This window comes from uncultured Olsenella sp., from assembly GCF_959602185.1.
Lineage (GTDB): Bacteria > Actinomycetota > Coriobacteriia > Coriobacteriales > Atopobiaceae > Olsenella_I > Olsenella_I phocaeensis.
On the sequence record NZ_CAUGRZ010000010.1, the window covers coordinates 68,051 to 87,794 of the forward strand.

The 19,744-nt window shown below is 66.9% G+C and carries 14 protein-coding genes; 11 read left to right on the forward strand and 3 right to left on the reverse strand.

Annotated features, from left to right (window positions below; translation table 11 throughout):
• Window positions 1–47 precede the first annotated feature (47 nt).
• Both Q5923_RS07745 and Q5923_RS07750 read left to right on the forward strand, forming a co-directional pair.
• Complete coding sequence (locus tag Q5923_RS07745) at window positions 48–1,241, forward strand: L,D-transpeptidase family protein (RefSeq protein WP_009279010.1); 1,194 nt, start codon at window positions 48–50, stop codon at window positions 1,239–1,241.
• Window positions 1,238–3,607, forward strand: a complete 2,370-nt coding sequence (locus Q5923_RS07750; RefSeq protein ID WP_303133261.1) for a L,D-transpeptidase family protein — start codon at window positions 1,238–1,240, stop codon at window positions 3,605–3,607. The genes Q5923_RS07745 and Q5923_RS07750 overlap by 4 nt, the downstream gene beginning before the upstream one ends.
• Window positions 3,608–3,721: 114 nt before the next feature.
• On the opposite strand, the gene Q5923_RS07755 is transcribed toward Q5923_RS07750, so the two are convergent.
• A complete protein-coding gene (locus Q5923_RS07755; protein ID WP_303133263.1) occupies window positions 3,722–6,199 on the reverse strand; it encodes a YfhO family protein in 2,478 nt (825 codons plus the stop codon).
• 89 nt (window positions 6,200–6,288) lie between these two features.
• Here Q5923_RS07755 and Q5923_RS07760 point away from each other — a divergent pair, with 89 nt between their 5' ends.
• The 8 genes from Q5923_RS07760 (at window position 6,289) to Q5923_RS07795 (ending at window position 16,031) form a co-directional block, all read left to right on the forward strand.
• Window positions 6,289–7,563, forward strand: coding sequence for an acetyl-CoA carboxylase biotin carboxylase subunit family protein (locus tag Q5923_RS07760; protein ID WP_009279013.1), 1,275 nt, complete (start codon window positions 6,289–6,291; stop codon window positions 7,561–7,563).
• A gap of 62 nt (window positions 7,564–7,625) precedes the next feature.
• Complete coding sequence (gene rffA, locus Q5923_RS07765; RefSeq protein WP_303133265.1) at window positions 7,626–8,756, forward strand: dTDP-4-amino-4,6-dideoxygalactose transaminase; 1,131 nt, start codon at window positions 7,626–7,628, stop codon at window positions 8,754–8,756.
• Window positions 8,757–8,764: 8 nt separating this feature from the next.
• A complete protein-coding gene (locus Q5923_RS07770) occupies window positions 8,765–9,736 on the forward strand; it encodes an ATP-grasp domain-containing protein (protein ID WP_009279015.1) in 972 nt (323 codons plus the stop codon).
• Between the two features lie 107 nt (window positions 9,737–9,843).
• Entirely contained in the window at window positions 9,844–10,431 is a 588-nt protein-coding gene (gene rfbC / locus Q5923_RS07775; RefSeq protein WP_009279016.1) for a dTDP-4-dehydrorhamnose 3,5-epimerase, read from the forward strand.
• A gap of 17 nt (window positions 10,432–10,448) precedes the next feature.
• On the forward strand, window positions 10,449–11,354 hold the full coding sequence (rfbD, locus tag Q5923_RS07780) for a dTDP-4-dehydrorhamnose reductase (protein ID WP_009279017.1): 906 nt from the start codon (window positions 10,449–10,451) through the stop codon (window positions 11,352–11,354).
• A 176-nt stretch (window positions 11,355–11,530) separates the two neighbouring features.
• Window positions 11,531–12,634: a dTDP-glucose 4,6-dehydratase gene (rfbB, locus tag Q5923_RS07785; RefSeq protein WP_303133267.1), complete on the forward strand. Its 1,104-nt coding sequence runs from the start codon at window positions 11,531–11,533 to the stop codon at window positions 12,632–12,634.
• 186 nt (window positions 12,635–12,820) lie between these two features.
• Entirely contained in the window at window positions 12,821–13,024 is a 204-nt protein-coding gene (locus Q5923_RS07790; protein WP_040656760.1) for a cold-shock protein, read from the forward strand.
• A gap of 580 nt (window positions 13,025–13,604) precedes the next feature.
• Complete coding sequence (locus Q5923_RS07795) at window positions 13,605–16,031, forward strand: glycosyltransferase family 2 protein (RefSeq protein ID WP_303133270.1); 2,427 nt, start codon at window positions 13,605–13,607, stop codon at window positions 16,029–16,031.
• 37 nt (window positions 16,032–16,068) lie between these two features.
• Here the strand turns inward: Q5923_RS07795 and Q5923_RS07800 are convergent, their stop codons facing one another.
• Entirely contained in the window at window positions 16,069–17,223 is a 1,155-nt protein-coding gene (locus Q5923_RS07800) for a glycosyltransferase (protein WP_303133272.1), read from the reverse strand.
• A gap of 227 nt (window positions 17,224–17,450) precedes the next feature.
• Here Q5923_RS07800 and Q5923_RS07805 point away from each other — a divergent pair, with 227 nt between their 5' ends.
• Window positions 17,451–18,878: a Sapep family Mn(2+)-dependent dipeptidase gene (locus Q5923_RS07805; protein ID WP_303133274.1), complete on the forward strand. Its 1,428-nt coding sequence runs from the start codon at window positions 17,451–17,453 to the stop codon at window positions 18,876–18,878.
• A 73-nt stretch (window positions 18,879–18,951) separates the two neighbouring features.
• Here Q5923_RS07805 and Q5923_RS07810 read toward each other — a convergent pair whose 3' ends face one another.
• Window positions 18,952–19,614, reverse strand: coding sequence for an HAD family phosphatase (locus Q5923_RS07810; protein WP_303133276.1), 663 nt, complete (start codon window positions 19,612–19,614; stop codon window positions 18,952–18,954).
• Window positions 19,615–19,744 lie beyond the last annotated feature (130 nt).

Here is a 19,744-nt window from a genome sequence, read left to right on the forward strand (position 1 = left end):
CATCCTGGCAGGGGGTCTATTTGCCAGCAATGAGAAAGGACTTCGCCATGAAGAAGCGACGCAGCCCGATTCTGGCGGCGACCGTGCTGGCCTCGTTGGCACTCTCGCTTGCCGTACTGGTCACCCCGGCGCATGCCGCCTCGTACAACAACGTGTACCGCATGTACAACCCCAACTCCGGGGAGCACTTCTACACGGTGCAGCTCCCCGAGGCGAAGCACCTGCTCCAGGTGGGCTGGCGCTGGGAGGGCGTGGGCTGGGTGGCGCCCGCCACGTCCGGCACTCCCGTGTATCGTCTGTACAACCCCAATGCGGGCGACCATCACTACACCACCAGCGTGGAGGAGCGCGACCACCTCGTCGAGCTCGGCTGGAACAACGAGCCGGTGGGCTGGTACTCGGAGGAGTCCTCGAACTCGAAGGGCATGCTGAGGGAGTACAACCCCAACGCGAAGAGCGGCGCCCACAACTTCACCACCTCCCGCGAGGAGCACGACTACCTGGTTGGGCTGGGCTGGAGGGACGAGAGCGGCGAGGGCTATGCCTGGCGTGCCTCCAACAGGGATGCGGCCCCCATCGAGTCGTTCTCCGTCCAGAGTCCCGCCTGGGGCAGCCTGCAGACCGTCACCATTGGCAAGGACGCCAACGTGGCGAAGCGCGTGGACGTCCCCTTCGAGGAGAAGAGGGACGAGTACGTCGCCAACGTTACGTGGTCCAACCACGGCGCCTATCTCAACCGCATGAAGTCCCTCGCGAACCAGATAGGCAGTCCCACCGAGTACTTCCTCGCCTGCGACTACGATCTCTGCCGCGTCACGGTGCTCGAGCGCAAGAACGGGAGCTGGGAGGTCATCAAGACTTGGAACTCCAACATGGGCGGACACACCTTCAAGGGCGTCTGGCACATCAGCCACAAGCGTAAATGCGACTGGAATCACGACTACTTCGGCAAGGGCTACAACGACTGGGCGAGCTGCTACATAGAGTCCTTCTTGCCCGATGATACGGGTCATCTTCAGTATGTTGGTGGCAAGGGCTACGACGACGGGCAGACCATCCACTCGACGGGCTACAAGAGCACGGGCTACGACAACTACGGCTGCATAGGTCTCCTGTGGGAGAACGCCAAGTGGGTCTACGACAACGCTGCCCGCAACGTCGCCCCGAGCGACGAGAACGCCTATCACGGAACCAGCCAGGGGACGACGGTCTACGTCTTCGACGAAAGAGGTCTTAGATGAGCTATTCCTGCTTTGGAGTCAGGCGCAGCCTGCTGGGGCTGATCGCCCCCGTCGCTCTGGGCGCCACCCTCGCGCTCACTCCCGCGATCGCCCGGGCCGAGGAGCCCGCCGTCGCGGCGGCACAGGGCCCCGAGGTCGTCGCCACCTCCCAGGCGACAGAGTCGGCGCCGTCCGACTCCGTCGTGGGCGAGGCCCCTGCGGCCGTGACAGGCGCATCGGAGGCAGACTCGTTTGTGGCAGCTCCCGCAGTGGGAGCCAGCGAGACGGCGGCGAAGCCGGAAGATGCACCGACGCCCGTGGAAGAGGGGAAGGGGGACGAACCCAAGCAGATCGTCTCAGATGATGCGCAGGCCAGCGCTGCCACGCCTTCCCCCTCGTCAGAGGATGCCTCCAATGCGGGCGACCCTGCGACGGTGGACGCCTCCGCCAACCCCGCGGGCGACGAGACGGCCAAGGAGACGGCGGGCGAGCCCGCCACGGATGGGGCAGCCGCCGATAAGAAGGCTGCGGAAGCCGTCGCGCCAGCCACCGCGGCGGATGCGAGCGCCTCCGACGCCAAGGCGAGCGCCGCAAAGCCGGACGTGGGCGACCAGCTTGCAAAGGGCATTGCGACGGCCAGCTCCCCCGATGGTGCGAGGTCGCCGCTGAAGCTCTCCAAGCTTGCCGTGGAGAAGCAGCCCGCGAAGGCCCAGGAGGCGGATGCCAAGGCGAAGACGGAGCCCGCGCCCAAGAAGGCGGCGGAGTCCGCGCAAAAGAAGGAGGAGGAGGAGGCATCGAAGCCGGCGGTCAAGTACGCCAACATGTACCGCCTGTACAACCCCAACTCCGGCGAGCACTTCTACACCTCCGCGCTTGGGGAGGCCAGGCACCTCTTCGAGCTCGGCTGGCGTTGGGAGGGCGTGGGCTGGGTCGCCCCCGAGACGTCCAAGGCACCCGTATATCGCCTCTACAACCCCAACGCGGGAGACCACCACTACACCACCAACAAGGGCGAGCGAGACCAGCTCGTGAGGCTTGGCTGGAGGAGCGAGGGCATAGGCTGGTACTCCGACCTCGACAAGGACTCCGTGAGCGTCTGGCGCCAGTACAACCCCAACGCGAGGAGCGGCGCGCACAACTTCACAACCAGCACCGTCGAGAAGGACCACCTCGTGAAGGTGGGCTGGCGCGACGAGAAGATCGCTTGGAACGCGTCCAACCAGGACGTGCGGGCAATCAAGGGCTTCTGGGCGGTCTCCTCGGCCTGGGGGAGCAGGGAGCGCTACTGGGTCGGCGCCGACGCCGACATCGCCCGCTCGCGCTTCGTCACCCCGAGCGAGGGTGCTGGCTACTATGCCTACGCAAAGTCGGACGGCAAGATCTCTCGCGGCAAGGTCAAGGTCGGCTCGAAGGTCCTCCTCTCCAACAACGAAGGCAAGCTGACCACCCAGACCTCCTGGCTCATCACCAAGGTATACGACGGAGGCAACCAGCGCTACTACCTGGCAAAGGACACGGGAGACGGTTACTCCTACGCGAAGACGGGCTTCTTCAAGGCTGCCCTCGAGGGGACCACGACCCAGCTCTGGTTCTTCGGCCATCCGTCCCAGGGTTACGTGACCCGTGGCGCGTATCGCGCCAGCAACGGCGTGATCGTCTCCGACTACGTCAATGGCTCCCTTGCCGAGAACTACGAGAAGCCCGGCATGGTCGTAAGCAAGCGCTACGATGGCCAGCCCCAGCGCTATTACCTCGAAAAGGCCAAGGACGGCCACCTGTATGCCCGTGTCGGGAAGTTCAAGGTCGGCAAGACCGACTACTACGGCAGGGAAGACACCGGCTACGTCGTCCGTGGCTACTACATCAACCCCAAGGGCGAGGCCTACTTCGGCGACAACGACGGCAAGCTCACGAGCGGCTGGCTCTCCGCCGCCGGACTGCGGGCGTGGCGTCGCATAGCGAACTACGGCAGTGCGACCCAGTACATCCTCGTCGTGGACTCTGACGCCTGCAAGACCTTCGTCTTCCAGGGGAGTGCCGGCCGTTGGGTTCCGAGGTTCGAGTGGCTGGCTGGGGTCGGCCTCACGAAGTACAACAACGGCAACGGGACCCCCAAGAGCGAGTACTACACCCTCGGTGGCGACAACGCCAGCTACAACGCCAGCGGCAACGGCGAGTGGAGGCGCTACTACTACGAGAAGGACGACCTGTACTACTTCTCGGGCTTCGTGCTCGACTGTGGCTTCCACTCGACCATCCCGAGCCTTGGGCCTGCGGAGAACCAGGTCGGTCGCAAGATCTCGCATGGTTGTGTCAGGCTGCTCATACAGAATGCCAAGTGGATCTACGACAACTGCGCGCGGGGCACGCGCGTGGTGAGCTACTAGCTCGTCAGAAGCAGGGCGTGGCGGGGCTGTCGGGAGGAATCCTGGCAGCCCCGTTTCTTGTGTCTACACGCCTTATTGAGGACGGACCACGTCTGTCCGTGGGAGTGGCGTCGACTACCTCGCCACCTTGCGCCTGCCCACAAGGCAGAGCGCGAGGCACGATGCCAGTCCGGCGAGGCTCATCAGGCAGCCCACGCCCAGGCCGGCGGGCATGAAGCCGAGCTGGACGTGATGCTCGCCTGCGGGCAGGAAGAAGCCGACGAAGCCGTAGTTCGCCCTGAAGCTCTCGACCTCGCTGCCGTCGACCAGCACCTTCCATCCGTCGGCGTGGGGCACGGCGACGCAGGCGACCGCATTCGTCTTGGCAGACGCGCTGGCCTCGAGCGAGCCGTCCGTGGCTCGCGTGAAGTCCCCGAAGTCCGCTGCCCCGTCGCCCTCGTCGGCTCCGGGAAGCCTGCCTGCCTGTTCCGTGGAGGCCACCTCGTCCGGGACGATCACGGCCCTCTCCAAAAGGGCGCGCCTCTCGCCCGCATCGGGCAGCGCGTTGGCCTCTCCCTCGCTCACGACCGCCTGGCGCAGGCTGCCCAGGGAGCTCGCCTGGGCGTTCTCGTACACGTAGACGCTGCCTATGCGCTCGCGCAGCGACGCCCAGCTCGATCGCATCGGCTCCTTCGAGAGCACGTAGCGCAGGTTGAGCAGGGCGGGCACCCCGTCGGCGTCCGGCGCGTGCCTGTAGGCGTACTCCATTATGCTGCCCTGGCCGTAGGCCTCGGGCCACAGCCTGTCGAGGAACTCCCTGAGGTCGCTGTCTATGGTGCTGTTGTAGGTGGTGGCGGAGGGGTACGACTGCGCCAGCGAGTCGTTGTAGTGCGTCCAGTCCACGTACAGCTTGTCCACCCTCCAGACTCCCGGGTCCTCCTCCCTTAGCTTGTCCAAGGCGTCGAGCGTGTCCTTGTCCTTGGCGCCAAGGCTCGGCATGGCGTCTGGCTCCAGCGTGCCGCGCAGGTTGGTCACGAAGAAGGCGTCGCCCACCGAGGAGGCGAGGAGGGCGGCGACCAACGCGGTCTGGGCAAGACGACCCGCCCCGTCCCAGCCGGACCTCCCCACCGCCCACAGGCTTCCGGCGACGCACGCCGACGCCGCGGCGAAGAGCAGGCAGACGAGCCTGCCGTTGAGGGTGTGCGCGAGCGACCAGGCGACGACGAGAGCGGTCAGGGCCAGGGAGGCGAGAAGGAGGGGGCGTGACGTGCGCCCGGCAAGCACACGCCTCTCCACCGCCACGGACATGGCGAGGCAGACGGGGAGGGCGAGGACGAAGCTGCTTCGGTAGTTCACGTACGCCATCGCGTTGAGCAGCGTGGGAAGGAGCTGGTCGAAGAGGTAGAGGGCGACGAGGACCGCAGAGAGCGTGCAGAGGACGCGCTCCCTGCGGCTCCCCTCGTCATGGAGCCAGGAGAAGAACTGCCCGAGGAGCATGAGGCAGCCGGCGGAGTAGCCCAGCGCCGGGAACTCGTAGGCGAAGCCACGCTGGAAGTTCGTGCTCGCGAGGTCGACCACGTCGGGGGTGAAGCCCACGGCGCCCGTGTTGACGAGCCCGCTTCCAAGGAAGCGGCTGAGGACGTAGGGCAGCCAGTTCGCGGGCACCGGCGCGAGGGCGGCCGCGAGGCGCGCGGGCAGGGGGGAGCCTCCCGTGACGCGGCCCGTCTCGTCGAAAAGGAAGAGGGCGTAGGGCAGGAAGAGCGCGCCCGAGAGCAGCAGCCCGCAGGCGACCGCCGCAGCGACCCACGCCAGCCCCTTGAGGTACGCCGCCACCCCGGGAGACTTGACGTGGAAGGGGAGGCGAAGGAGCACATAGAGCGCTGCCGCGACGAGCGACATGAACGCCGTGTAGGCGCTCCAGCCCACTGCCACTGCTACGACGGCGGAGACGAGCAGGAGGCGTACCGACGTCCGCCTCTGCATGAGGAGCTCGAGCACGAGGACGAGCGCCGTGAAGACGACGAAGGCCGACCCCAGCCAGTAGTGCTGCCCCCAGAGGACGAGGTAGCCGGAGAAGGCATAGAGGAGCGAGCTCAGCACGCGCGCCAGCCTGCTGTCACAGAAGCCCACGAGGAGGTGGTCGAAGAGCAGTCCGGCACAGACTATCCTGAGGGCCTGCACCACGACCAGCACGAGGGCGAGCCTTCCCTCCCCAAGCGCGAGGCCAAGGGGCACTAGGACGAGGTTGAAGGGGTCGAAGAGCCAGGACTGGAACGAGGTGACGCCCGTTCCCAGGCCGTAGTCGAAGTTGAAGGAGAGGGCCGACCCCTCCCTCACGCGGCCGATCAGGTTGAGGTAGAAGGGGACGTACTGGTCTATGGTGTCCGTCCCCGCGTCCCCCGCCCCGTACACGAAGAGCCTGCCGCCCATGAGCATGGCGCCATACACCAGGGCGACGCCCAGCGCGAGCCCGCAGCAGAGGACAGCCAGCTCGCGTGCGTCGCGCCTTCCCGACACGTCCCCCTCCCGCGCGAGGAGGCGCGGCGCGAGCGACGCGAGGAGGAGCGAGAGGGCGGAGATGGGAAGCTCGAAGGCGTAGTCGGCCCAGTTCAATGGGATGCTCCTCTGAGGAAGGGGGACGCGGATTCATCACTGCTATCATATTCTCCATCCGACTGTCCATGCGGTGATGGGAGCGCGCAGTGTCAGAAGACCGACATCGTCTGGTCGTGCTGGGGTCGATGGACGAGTTCGTCCCGCTGGTGAGGAAGGCCCGGGAGCGCGGCTGGCACACGATCGTCTGCGACGGGTATCCCAACACCCCCGCAAAGCTGATCGCCGACGAGTCGTACGACGTCGACCCGCGCGACGCGGACGCCGTGGCGCGCCTCTGCGCCGAGGTCGGCGCCGACGGCATCGTGAGCTCGTACTCGGACCTGCTCGCGGAGTGCTGCGCGAACATCGCACAGCGTGCTGGGCTGGGCTGCCCGCTCCCTCCCGACCGCCTCGCATACCTGCGTGACAAGTCGCTCATGAAGGGGATGTTTGACGAGCTGGGGATTCCCTATCCCAAGACCGCCAGGGTGAGGAGGGGACACGTCCGCGAGGACCTCGAGGGCATGGGCTTCCCCTGCGTGACGAAGCCCGCCGACGCCTGGGGGTCGCATGGCGTGAGGGTCTTGGGGGACGCGCGGGAGGTGGAGGCCGCCTACGACGAGGTGGCCGGCTACTCGGACGCTCCCTACATCTTCGTCGAGGAGTATGACGACGGGCTCGAGTTCAACCTCATGTCGTGGGTCGTGGACGGCCGCCCCGTCGTGCTCGAGGTCGCCGACCGGGAGAAGAGCGACGACGGCGAGGCGACGGTCCCCTGGGTGAGCCGCATCGTCTACCCCAGCGCGCACACGGACGACGTCCTGGGCGAGGCGACGGAGATGCTCCAGAAGGTGGCAGGCTACGTCGGGCTCCTCAATGGCCCCCTGTGCATGCAGTTCTTCTGGGCCCCCGGCAGGGGCGTCAGGGTCTGCGAGTGCACGGGACGCATCTTCGGCTATGAGCACGAGCTGCTCGAGTACGCGAGCGCCGGGGCCGTCTGCGTCGAGGACCTCCTGCTCGACAACGTCTATGACCCCGTCGCCGTCTCGTCCCGCCTCGAGGGGCATGACCCCCACCTGGCCGACGTCGCGGCGGGCCTCTACTTCCACGGAAGGGACGGCCGCGTCGCCTCCGTGGGTGGGCTCCCCGACGAGTCCGACCCCCTCGTCAAGGAGACGATCGTCTACTACCGGCCCGGGGAGATCATCTCGCACCAGGTGGGCGACAAGCCCTATGCCGCCCGCGTGTACCTCTGCTCCCCAGACCGCGGGGAGCTCGACCGCAGGACCGACGAGCTCTTCCAGAGCGCGAGCATGACCGACGGGCAGGGGAGGGAGCTCCTCCTCAGGAACCGGCGGAAGGTCCCGGAGGGCACCGCCTAGGCTGCCGGCCCCACGATGCGTCCCCTCTCGCCCAGTCCACGAAGACACCAGGAGTTCACAGGATGATTGACTTCAACGTACCCCCCTACGTGGGAACCGAGATGCAATACGTGAGGGAGGCGGCGGAGAGGAACCACAAGATCTGCGGTGACGGCCCCTTCTCGCTCAAGTGCCACAAGTGGATGGAGGAGCGCTTCGGCGCGGAGAAGGTCCTCCTCACCACCAGCGGGACCTCCGCCCTCGAGATGGCTGCCGTCCTCTGCGACCTCGAGCCGGGTGACGAGGTGATCCTGCCGAGCTTCACTTTCTCGTCCACCGCCACGGCCTTCCAGGCCGTGGGCGCGACCCTCGTGTTCGTGGACATCCGACCCGACACCATGAACATGGACGAGGAGAGGGTCGAGTCCGCCATCACCGAGCGCACCCGCGTGATCGTGCCCGTGCACTACGCCGGAGTCTCCTGCGAGATGGACCGCATCATGGACATCGCCCGCAGGCATGGCCTCCTCGTCGTCGAGGACGCCGCCCAGGGCGTCATGAGCAGCTACCACGGGCGGGCGCTCGGGACCATCGGCACCTTTGGCTGCTACTCCTTCCACGAGACCAAGAACTACTCCATGGGCGAGGGCGGCGCCATCGTGATCAACGACCCCGCCTACATCGAGAGGGCCGAGATCATACGCGAGAAGGGCACCAACCGGCAGCGCTTCTTCCGCGGGCAGGTGGACAAGTACACCTGGGTGGACCGCGGCAGCTCCTACCTCCAGAGCGACCTCAACGCGGCCTACCTGTGGGGCCAGCTCCAGGCGGCGGACCAGATCAACGACGACCGCCTTGCCACCTGGCATGCCTACCGGGACGCATTCGCGCCCCTGGCCGAGGGGGGGCTCGTGGAGCTTCCCGTCGTCCCCGAGGGCTGCGTCCACAACGCCCACATGTTCTATCTCAAGTGCCGCGACCTCGGGCAGCGCCAGGAGCTCATCGCCCACCTCAAGAAGCGTGGGGTCATGGCCGTCTTCCACTACATCCCCCTGCACAGCTCGCCTGCTGGCCTGCGCTTCGGTCGCTTCGACGGCGAGGACCTGCACACTACGCGCGAGAGCGAGCGCCTGGTGCGGCTTCCCCTCTACTTTGGCATGTCCGCCACGGACCGCGACGTGGTCATCCGCGCCGTGCTCGACTTCTTCGAATAGGGGCACCCATGGAGCAGAGGGTCGCGCTCGTCACGGCAATAGGGTCCTTCTCGGCCGAGGCAGTGGTCCAGGGGCTGCACGACCAGGGCGTCAGGGTGGTGGGCGTGGACGTCTACCCACGGGAGTGGGTGGCGCAGAGCCTCTTCGTGGACTCCTTCCGCCAGGCCCCCTTCGCCTCGTCCGAGGCGAAGTACTCCGCCTTCGTGCGGGAGGTCTGCGCCAGCGAGGGGGTGGGGCTCCTCCTCCCCCTGACGGACGTCGAGGTGGACTTCTTCAACGCCCATCGCGACCTGCTGGCTGACTTGGGCACGAAGGTGCTCATCTCCCCGGCGTCCGCGCTCGCCCTCTGCCGCGACAAGCGTGCGATGGCGGAGTTCCTCAAGGGGTCGAAGTCCGGCGTGCGGGGCATCCCCACCGTCCCCCTCGCACCCCTGGACGGGCGCTATCCAGGGCATCCCGTGGTGGTGAAGCCGCTCGACGGCAGGAGCAGCCAGGGTCTCACGCGCGTGAGGGGGCCGGAGGACTGGCGTGCGGTCTGCCCTCCCGACCCCGAGCGCTACATCGTGCAGCCCCTCGTCGAGGGGCCGGTCGTCACCGTGGACGTCGTCCGCGACCAGTGCGGATCGGCCGTCGTCGCCGTCCCGCGAAGGGAGCTCCTGCGCACGCCCAACGGGGCGGGAACGTCGGTGCGCATGTTTCACGACGACGCGCTCGTTGCCGCCTGCCAGGGGTTGGCGGACGAGCTTGGCGTGGTGGGCTGCGTCAACTTCGAGTTCATAGAGGAGGCGGAGGGGGCATACCGCTTCCTCGAGTGCAACCCGCGCTTCTCGGGCGGCGTGAAGTTCAGTTGCATGGCCGCGTACGACTGCGTCGCCAACCACCTGAGGGCACATCTCGGCGAGCCCATCGCGGGGCTGGGGGAGTACGAGGACTGCTTCATCGCCCGCAGGTATAGCGAGTTCGTGACGTCGAGGCCCTGACGTTCGTCCTGCCGTTCTGGTGCCTTCGTGCCCGTTTGGCCAGCACGCGGTGCCTTGTCCTACACTCTTGGGGCGCAACCATCCCGTCCCATACTTGAGAGGTGCTCATGCAAGAGACAGTCAGCTCCGGAAACTTCACCTTCACTCCCACGTCCATCGAGGGAGTGACCGTCGTCGACTGCAAGTCCTATGGTGACGCCCGCGGCTACTTCATGGAGACCTACAAGCGCTCCGACTTCGTGGCGGGCGGGATCGACGCCGACTTCGTCCAGGACAACCAGAGCTCCTCCACCCAGGGCGTGCTGCGTGGCCTCCACTTCCAGATCGACCACCCCCAGAGCAAGCTGGTCCGCGTCGTGGAGGGGGAGGTCTTCGACGTCGCCGTCGACCTGCGCGAGGGCAGCCCGACCTTCGGCAAGTGGGAGGGCGTGGTCCTCTCGGCCCAGAACCACCGCCAGTTCTTCGTCCCCCGCGGCTTCGCGCACGGCTTCTACGTGCTGAGCGAGACGGCGGTATTCTGCTACAAGTGCGACGACGTCTACCATCCCAACGACGAGGGCGGCCTCATGTGGGACGACCCGACGATAGGGGTCGAGTGGCCCCTGGTCGAGGGTGTCGAGGTCAACCTGTCCGAGAAGGACACCAGGCATCCCAGCTTCTCCGACTACTGCTCTGCCCGCGGCATCGCCCGCTAGCGAGGGAAGGAACGCCCATGAAGATTCTGGTAACCGGCTCCCACGGCCAGCTGGGCAACGAGCTGCGCCGCCTCATCAAAGAGGGCCATTCCGAGATTGGGCCCATTCCCGAGGCCTACGCGGGCGCGGACGTCGACTACATAGACATCGAGGACCTGGACATATCCGACGCGGCGGCCGTCGACTCCTGGTTTGACGTCCATGGGCCGTACGACCTCGCCATCAACTGCGCCGCGATGACCAACGTCGACGGCTGCGAGGCCAACTTCCCGACCGCCTTCGCGGCGAACGCCCTGGGCCCCATGAACCTCGCCCGCGCCTGCTCGCGACAGGGGGCGACGCTCGTCCAGGTCTCCACGGACTACGTGTTTCCCGGCAACGTCGAGGGCGAGCGCCTCGAGTCCGACGTCCCGGCGCCCATCAGTGCCTATGGGCGCTCGAAGCTGGCGGGGGAGGGCCTTGCCCTCGCCGCCAACCCCAGGACCTTCGTGCTCCGCACGGCCTGGCTCTATGGCTACGTGGGGAAGAACTTCGTGAAGACCATGCTGCGCCTCGCCGAGACGCACGACCGGGTGACCGTCGTCGACGACCAGATGGGCAACCCCACCAGCGCGAACGACCTCGCGCACGAGATTCTCTCGCTTGCGGTGACTGGGGATTACGGCATCTACCACTGCACCAACGAGGGCACCTGCTCCTGGGCCGACTTCGCCCAGGCGACCTTCGAGGAGTTTGGCAAGGGTTGCGGGGTCGTCCGCTGCACGAGCGAGGAATACAAGCGGGCCAACCCCGCCTCCGCAGACCGTCCCCGCTTCTCGGCGCTCAGGAACGCCCGTCTGGAGGCGACCATCGGCAACCAGATGAGGCCGTGGAGGGAGGCGCTGCGCTCCTATCGCCAGAACTTCGACGAACTTGCCGGATAAGCCCATGGGAGTGGCGCACGATCGCAGGACGCATGATGGCCTGGAGAGGTGCGGACGCGGGACGAGCATGGCGTTTGTGTTCGTCTCTGCACGTGATGGCCTGCGTCCGTAGAATCTAGGGAAGAGAGACCGCCCGAAGTTGGCCAGCTTCCCGATCAACGCTTGGAGGAACCCCTTTGAAGACCTACCTCGTCACCGGCGGCGCCGGATTCATCGGATCGAACTTCGTGCTGTACATGCTGCGCAAGCACGACGACGTCCGCATCGTCAACGTGGACGCCCTCACCTATGCGGGCAACCTCGAGAACCTCGCCTCCATCGAGGGCGACGACCGCCACGTCTTCCTGCACGCGGACATCCGCGACGAGAAGGCCATGAGCGACGCCTTCGCCACTTACCAGCCCGACTACGTGATCAACTTCGCCGCCGAGAGCCACGTGGACCGCTCCATCGCGGACCCCGGCATCTTCGCCGACACCAACGTGATGGGCACCGTGAACCTGCTCAACTGCTGCCGCGCCGCCTGGGACGACGGCAAGGGCGGCTTCGGCGACCACCGCTACCTGCAGGTGGGCACCGACGAGGTGTACGGCACCCTGGCCATCCCGGAGAAGATCAACCCTGACGGGAGCCCCGCCGACCCCGAGCATACCGACTACTTCCGCGAGACCACGCCGCTCAACCCGCACAGCCCCTACAGCGCGTCCAAGACCTCTGCCGACCTCTTCGTCAAGGCCTATCACGACACCTACGGCTTCCCTGCGGTCATCACGCGCTGCTCCAACAACTACGGGCCCTTCCAGTTCCCCGAGAAGCTCATCCCCCTCATGATTCACAACGCGCTGAACCACAGGGAGCTTCCCGTGTATGGTGATGGGCTCAACGTGCGCGACTGGCTCTACGTGGACGACCACTGCAAGGCCATCGACATGGTCGCCACGGGAGGCCGCCTGGGCGAGGTCTACAACGTGGGCGGGCACAACGAGCGCGCCAACATCTACATCGTGAAGACGATCATTGCCGAGGTCGCCAAGGTCACGGGCGACGAAGCCGTGAACGAGGGGCTCATCCGCCACGTCACCGACCGCGCCGGGCACGACCGTCGCTACGGCATGGCGCCGGACAAGATCCGCGAGGAGCTGGGCTGGTACCCCGAGACCCCCTACGAGGAGGGCATCGTGAAGACCATCCGCTGGTACCTGGACAATCCCGAGTGGGTCGACCACGTGACCAGCGGCTCGTACCAGGAGTACTACGCGAGGATGTACGACGGCAGGTAAGACCGCTTTCCGGTGGAGTCTGATTTGTGGGGCATTCCGTGGGAATGCCCCATTTTCTTGAGCCGGCGCGATTGTTGCCCAGAACCTCAGGGCAATGGGGTACACTAGCTCCTGTGACTAGGTGTCACAATGTATCGCGCGACAGCGCAGCGCTTCGCCCCTCGGGGCAAGAAAGAAAGGCACGACATGGCACAGGGTACTGTTAAGTGGTTCAACCCCGACAAGGGCTATGGCTTCATCTCTCGCGAGGATGGCGACGACCTGTTCGTCCACTACTCCGAGATCCAGATGGACGGCTTCAAGACTCTGGACGAGGGCCAGGCTGTCGAGTTTGACATCACCACCGGCCAGAACGGCAAGCTCCAGGCTTCCAACGTTCACAAGATGTAAGTGCCCTGCAAAACAGCAGGTAGAAGGCTTGCATAAGGCTTTCGTGCCCCAATTCGCCCATCACGGCGGGTTGGGGCGCTTTCTTGCGTCGTGATTCCGTCCATCCGTCGGCTAGGCGACGCTCACGACGTCGAACGCGTTCGACTCTCGCAAACCTGTGACGTCGAACGCGCGCGCCTCTCGTCTCAAAACGTCGAATGCGTGATAGTTGCATCCCAAAGCGCCCAACGCGTGCGTTTCTTGCCCCAAAGCGTCGAACGCGTCTGAGACAATCGCGCCAACTGGGCAAACGCGGTGGCCTCAGACGCGTCGGACGCTTTCGCCGTTTCGGGGGACGCGTTTGACGTTGTCGGCATGTCGATAGACGCGTCGGACGCCGTCGTCACGCCGAGAGGCGCGTCGGACGCCGTCGCTACGCCGAGAGGCGCGTCGGACGTAGTCGTTACATCGAGAGACGCGTCGGACGCCGCCGGCCTCTGCCCGCCCGAGCTCCGACCTCCGACCTCTGCCGGGAGGGGGACACCTCGCTTGGGGCGGATATACTTCTTCTTGAGCGGCGACGGCAGACTGGGAGCGAAGCGTGAGATGTGTTGCGATGTGCAGGGGTCTGGGCGTGGGCTACGCCTGCGTCCTCCTCGACCGTCCGGCCGGGATGCTGGAGGCCAGGGTATCCACCCATGCTGGTGACGAGGTCCCCTCTCGTTGCCTTCCCGTCGGACCGGGCGTGCGCGAGACGCTCTGCCACCATGCCGCCGCAGGCTGCGTATGGGTCGTAGTGCTCCCCCTCCTCTCCACGGACTGCGACATTGCGCTCGAGTCTCCCTCTGGGGAGAAGGGCCGCCTGAGGTTCTCCGCTCGCGGCTCCAAGCTGCAGTCCCGTCTCCTCACCCTGCGCCATCCCCAGGTGGCGTCGGCCATTCGCGGGATCGAGCGCAGGGCTTCGGGGGCGACCGCCTCCCTCAGCGTCAGGGAGGTCTGGCCCAAGGGGGATGACGTCGCCGTGTGGCGGCTGGGCGCGACCTTCCCCGAGGAGGGTGCGAGCGGGCCCGAGCTCGAGGTCCTCTCGTCCGACGCCTCTCGGCAGGTGCATGCCAGATGGCACCTGCTCGAGGACCAGCTGGTGAGGGATGCGGTGGGTTCCCGCCGCGTCATGAGCTTCTCCCTGGAGCTTCCCCGCAACCTCGACCACTTCTGCGTGGTCGTCCGCGTGGGGGAGAGGAGCTGCTTCGCGGGCATGCACCCCAACGTCGCCACCTCCCACTGGGCCAGGACGAACGAGCGCCTGGGCGCGGCGTACGCCGATCCCGCCTACGAGCGCTGGTTCGAGGCCCACCGCGCGACCGACGCAGAGCTTGGCCGCCAGCGCCGGGACTGGAGGGACTCCCTTGGCCCGGACGCGCCGCTCGTCTCGCTCGTGATGCCCGTGTACAGGACGCCTGCCAGCTTCCTGAGCGAGGCCGTGGGCTCGGTCCTCGCGCAGTCATATCCCAACTGGGAGCTCGTGCTGGTCAACGCCAGCGGGCCCTGCGACTCCGTCGACCAGGTCCTGGGTGCGATCGACGACCCCCGCATAAAGGTCGTGGAGGTGGAGAACCGCTCGATCGCGGAGAACACGAATGCAGGTATAGCTGCCGCAACGGGCGACTACGTCGGCTTCATGGACCATGACGACGTGCTGGAGGGAGACTGCCTCTGGTGCTATGCCCAGGAGGTCGCCAGCAACCCCGAGGTCGACCTCCTCTATTGCGACGAGGACAGGCTCAGGGACGGGCACCTGCACGGGCCTGCCTTCAAGTCTCCTCCCAGCCTGACCAAGTTGCACGGCCACAACTACGTGACGCACCTCCTCATGGTGAGCAGGAGGGTCCTCGACCTCACGGAGCGCTCTGGCGCGGACGTGGCGGGCGCGCAGGACTTCGACCTCACCCTCAAGGCCTTCGAGGTCGCGCGAGACGTCGTGCGGGTCCCGCGGGTGCTCTACCACTGGAGGGAGCACGGGGGCTCCACGGCGGGAGGTGGCGACCAGAAGCCCTACGCCCACGTGGCAGGCAGGATCGCGCTCGAGCGTCACCTTGCCCGCCGCGGTCTCGTCGCGAGCGTGGGCGACGGGCCCCTGCCCTACACCTATCGCGTCCGCTACGACCTGGGCGAGGAGCCGCCCCTGGTGAGCGTCATCGTGCCCAACCGCGACCACGCGGGGCTTCTGGGACGCTGTGCCAGGAGCCTGCTCGACCGCACAGACTACCCGCGCCTCGAGCTGGTGGTGGTGGAGAACGGGAGTTGCGACCAGGAGACGTTCGACCTCTACGAGAGCCTTCGGCAGGACCCGCGCGTGCGCGTCGTGAGCTGGCAGCCGCGCCACGAGGGCGAGTTCAACTACTCCGCCATCGTCAACCTGGGGGCCTCGCACGCCCTGGGAGACGTGCTCCTCTTCCTCAACAACGACACGGAGGTCATCGACCCCTCCTGGATGTCGGAGCTGGTGGGGGAGCTCAGGAGGCCCGAGGTGGGAGTCGTGGGGGCCAAGCTCCTCTACGAGGACGACCTCGTGCAGCATGCGGGCATGGTGGCCAATGCCAACTGCGACTTCGCCCACGTCAACCAGAACCTGGCGGCCGACGCGCTGGGATACGGCTACTCCGCCGGCCTGCCCGGCGACTTCTCCATGGTGACGGGCGCCTGCCAGGCGGTGAGGCGCGAGGTCTTCGACGAGCTGGGGGGTTACGACGAGGAGCTGGCGGTAGGCTTCAACGACGGCGACTTCTGCCTGCGGGCGCGCGAGGCGGGCTACGTGGTCGCGTACACGCCGTATGCCTGCCTGCGCCACCGGGAGTTCTCGTCACGCGGACGCGAGTCCGTGGATGTGGGCATGCGTCAGCGCTACCTAAGCGAGAAGGCCCTCGTCGTACGGAAGCACCCTGGCTTCTTCGCGAAGGGAGACCCTGCCGTCGACCCCAACCTGGACAGCTTCAGCGACTACTTCCAGCTGAGGCACGACGAAGCATAGGGTGCCGCCCCGAGGTTGCCGCCCCGCCCGGGCGCGCCTAGCGCCCCGCCCCGCCCGTGACATCCCTGAACACTCGCAGGGGAGAGGTGATCGCCCTGCCTATCTTGAAGGAGGCCGACCCGGTCACGCACTCCAGCTCGCCCGCCAGGGCATCAAGGCCCAGCCTGGCGAACGAGAGGTCGGTCTGCGAGCGCCGGACCTCCTCCTTCTCGAGGGCGAAGTAGCGGAAGAGGAGCTCGTCCAGGGGCAGTTCGAGAATCGCCTCGCAGCGGTCCCAGCGGTCGGGGTTGATGGCGTCCTCGCGTGCCAGCTGGTTGAAGCGCAGCTCGCGCAAGCCCTCGTCGTGCATCTTCTGGTAGATCGCGGAGAAGCCCTCGAGGGAGCGTGCGCGCTGGAGGTTCATCGCGACGCCCTCCGTGACCCAGTTCACGAAGGACTGTCCGTACAGCTCCCAGGTACCCTCCCCGTCAATCTGGTCCCTGAGTTCGACGAAGGCGTCGTAGAAGTCGAGGGGGTACGAGTCGCTCGTGAAGAGGGCGCTTCCGGGGTTGTTCACCCGGTAGCGGTGGAGGGGGCGGTCAAGGAGCGCTATCCGGTGCGCCTCGGTCAGGGCCCTGCAGGTGAAGAGCAGGTCGGCCGTGCGGTGGACGTGCTGGAAGCGGAGCCCGCGCCCTTGCACGAAGCTCGCGCGCCAGAGCTTGTTGTGCACCCAGTTCTGGAAGGAGTTGAGTATGCGCTGGGGGTGCTCGTGCGGGTCGAACACGTCCGCGCCTATCCAGTCGACGTCGAAGCACCAGTGGAAGTACCTGAGCTCGCCTGTCTGGTCGTCGAGCTCCTGCGTTCGGAAGACGACCAGGTCTGCGCCGGTCTCCTCCCCGCGGGCGATGGCCTCCTCGAGGAGGGTGGGCTCCATGAGGTCGTCCGAGTCGAGGAAGTAGAGCCATTCTCCCCTGCAGGCGGCGCGACCGGCGTCGCGGGCCACGCCCTCGCCGCCGTTGGGCTGGTCTATGACGCGGATGCGCGGGTCGGTGGAGGCGAGGCGCTCGAGCAGCTCGAGGGTGCCGTCGGTGGAGCCGTCGTTGACCAGGACGAGCTCGAAGTCCCCCATGGTCTGGGCCAGCGCGGAGGCCACCGTCTGCTCGATGTGCCGCACCGCGTTGTAGCAGGGTATGGCTATGGACGCCTTGGGCATGTGGGGCTCTCCGTTCGAAGTCTACGGTCCCAAACAGTCTAGACGAGCCCGTGCCGGGGTTGTATCGTCGCACGCGGCCAACGGAGGGCGTGCAATGCCATGTCCCCGTTCCTTGTCCAGAATTGGACCTTGGCCCTTGTGCGGCTGACGACTGGCGCGGCGTGCCACGCGTCGCTTGCCAGAGGGTAGACTCAGGTCGCTGAGCAAACGTCGACTTTGGAGGACGCATGACCGAAGAGGAGCTCAAGGGACGGCTCGACGCATATGTGGACGAGGTCTGGGAGGATGCCGTCGAGGACATCCGCTCGCTCGTGAGGATTCGCTCCGTCGAGGACCTCGAGGCGGCCGCGCCAGGCATGCCCTGGGGACCGGCCAGCCACGACGCCCTGGTGCAGGGCCTCAAGATCGCCGAGCGCCTGGGCTTGGAGGCCCACGAGCGCGAGGGCTACATCGGTTATGCGGACTTGCCGGGCGACTCGAGGCGACAGATCGCCACCATCGCGCACACCGACGTCGTGCCCGAAGGTCTGGGCTGGACCGTCGACCCCTTCGACGTGACCCGAAGGGATGGCTACCTCATCGGCCGTGGCGTCCTCGACGACAAGGGCCCCCTGGTCCTCTCGCTCTATGCCGCGCACTTCTTCAAGCGCCTTGCCGACCGCACGGGCAAGAGGCTGCCTCGCACCCTTCGCTGCATCGTGGGCAACGCAGAGGAGACCACGATGGGCGACCTCAAGTGGTATCTCGCCCACTACGACGGGCCCGACTTCTGCTTCTCGCCGGATGCCGACTTCCCCCTGATCTGCGGCGAGAAGGGCGTCTTCCATGGCCACTTCACCTCCGCGGAGGCCTTTGGGGGCGAGGGGGAGAGCCGCATCGCCTGGATGGATGGCGGCACCGTCGCCAACGCCATTCCCGGTCGCGCCGAGGCGCTCGTGCGTGCCGACGCCCCCGCCTTTCCGGCGGCCGAGGGCATCGAGCTCAGGGAGGAGCCCTCGGGCCTCGTCCGCATCGTCGCCACGGGCAGGGGAGGGCACGCGTCGCTTCCCGAGGGGACGCTCAACGCCATCGGTCTGCTCGTGGACTACCTGCTCGACAACGGAATCTGCAGCGCGGGCGAGAGGGGCTTCCTCGAGCTCCAGCACGCCCTCTGCGCCTCGGGGCACGATGGCGCCGCGCTGGGCATCAAGACCTCGGACGAGAAGTTCGGCCCCCTCACCGCCATCGGCGGGACCGTGCGCACGGTGGGTGGCCGTCTCGTCCAGACCGTGGACAGCCGGTATCCCACGAGCATCGACGGCGATGCCATCCGCGAGCGCCTGGGTGCCCTCGCCGAAGCCCATGGCGCCAGCTTCGCCGTCGACCAGGACAAGGTGCCCTTCTACATCGACCCCCAGAGCCCCGAGGTCCAGTGCCTCCTCAGGAGCTACGACGACTACGCGGGCGGCAGGAGCGAGGCATTCGTGATCGGGGGAGGCACCTACGCGCGCCTCTTCGAGAGGGCCTGCGCCTTCGGTCCCCACGAGCCCAAGGAGGAGGTCCCCGACTGGGTGGGACCCGAGCACGGGGCCAACGAGGGCGTGAGCGAAGAGAGCCTGCGCCGTGCGCTCAAGGTCTACGTCCTTGCCATCTGGAGACTCATGCAGCTCGACTAGCCGAAGCCGGCATTCCCGGACGAGCCTGCCTCATTGCGACCCGCCCGTGCGCCTGGGTGTGCGTGCGGGTCGCCTACAGCTCGATGTCGCGCCAGTCGTCCAGCCAGAGCTCCGCAGACTCCCTGAGCGCCTCGACCTCCTGGGTCGGGTCGTCGCAGCGCACCCCGCAGGTGAGGAAGCCCGCCTCGCGCGCGGCGCGCGTGCCGGGCACGATGTCCTCGAAGACGATGGTCTCCCGCGGCTCCCCGCCGAGCTCGTCCGCGCAGGCGAGGTAGATGTCGGGCTCACTCTTGGGCGCCTCGACCTCGCGGTTCGTGACCAGCACGTCGAAGAGGGACCGGAGGTCGACCCTCTGCATGCTCAGGAGCACCTCGGGGTCGTTGGTCGTGGCGAGTCCCAGGGGAATCCCCCGGGACCTCAGCTCCCGCAGGTAGCGCAGGGCGCCGGGCCTCAGGCTCGCCTGCGTCTCGTAGAGCGCCCGGCCCAGGCGGTTCCACTCGTCGCAGATGTCCTCCACCGTCTCTTCCAGGCCGAAGCGCTGGATGGTGTAGGCTGCCCCCGCCGCAAACCCCAGCGCGTTCATGGCCTGGGGGTAGTCCTCCTCGTAGGGAAGCCCGCGCGAGCTCAGGAAGACCTCGTCGACCTGTCGCCAGATGCCTGCCGTGTCGCTTAGGGTCCCGTCAAAGTCGAATATCGCCACGGAGAAGCGGGGAGGCCAGAGTTCCTGCGGTGCCATGGGGCTCCTCTCGGATTCTTGCGCGACGTCCTGCCGCGTGGGCGTGCGACCCATTGTAGCGGCAGCTTCGCCAAGGGGTCGCGCCGACGGGCGCAATGGCCCCCGCTTGCCGTACCGCGCGCGAGGTCGC

What these genes read in the sequence shown, in the direction of transcription:
- Q5923_RS07745 (WP_009279010.1), top strand. Translation starts at nt 48, where the DNA reads ATGAAGAAGCGACGCAGCCCGATTCTGGCGGCGACCGTGCTGGCCTCG.
- Q5923_RS07750 (WP_303133261.1), top strand. Translation starts at nt 1,238, where the DNA reads ATGAGCTATTCCTGCTTTGGAGTCAGGCGCAGCCTGCTGGGGCTGATC.
- rffA (WP_303133265.1), top strand. Translation starts at nt 7,626, where the DNA reads ATGATTGACTTCAACGTACCCCCCTACGTGGGAACCGAGATGCAATAC.
- Q5923_RS07770 (WP_009279015.1), top strand. Translation starts at nt 8,765, where the DNA reads ATGGAGCAGAGGGTCGCGCTCGTCACGGCAATAGGGTCCTTCTCGGCC.
- rfbC (WP_009279016.1), top strand. Translation starts at nt 9,844, where the DNA reads ATGCAAGAGACAGTCAGCTCCGGAAACTTCACCTTCACTCCCACGTCC.
- rfbD (WP_009279017.1), top strand. Translation starts at nt 10,449, where the DNA reads ATGAAGATTCTGGTAACCGGCTCCCACGGCCAGCTGGGCAACGAGCTG.
- Q5923_RS07790 (WP_040656760.1), top strand. Translation starts at nt 12,821, where the DNA reads ATGGCACAGGGTACTGTTAAGTGGTTCAACCCCGACAAGGGCTATGGC.
- Q5923_RS07800 (WP_303133272.1), bottom strand. Translation starts at nt 17,223, where the DNA reads ATGCCCAAGGCGTCCATAGCCATACCCTGCTACAACGCGGTGCGGCAC.
- Q5923_RS07805 (WP_303133274.1), top strand. Translation starts at nt 17,451, where the DNA reads ATGACCGAAGAGGAGCTCAAGGGACGGCTCGACGCATATGTGGACGAG.
- Q5923_RS07810 (WP_303133276.1), bottom strand. Translation starts at nt 19,614, where the DNA reads ATGGCACCGCAGGAACTCTGGCCTCCCCGCTTCTCCGTGGCGATATTC.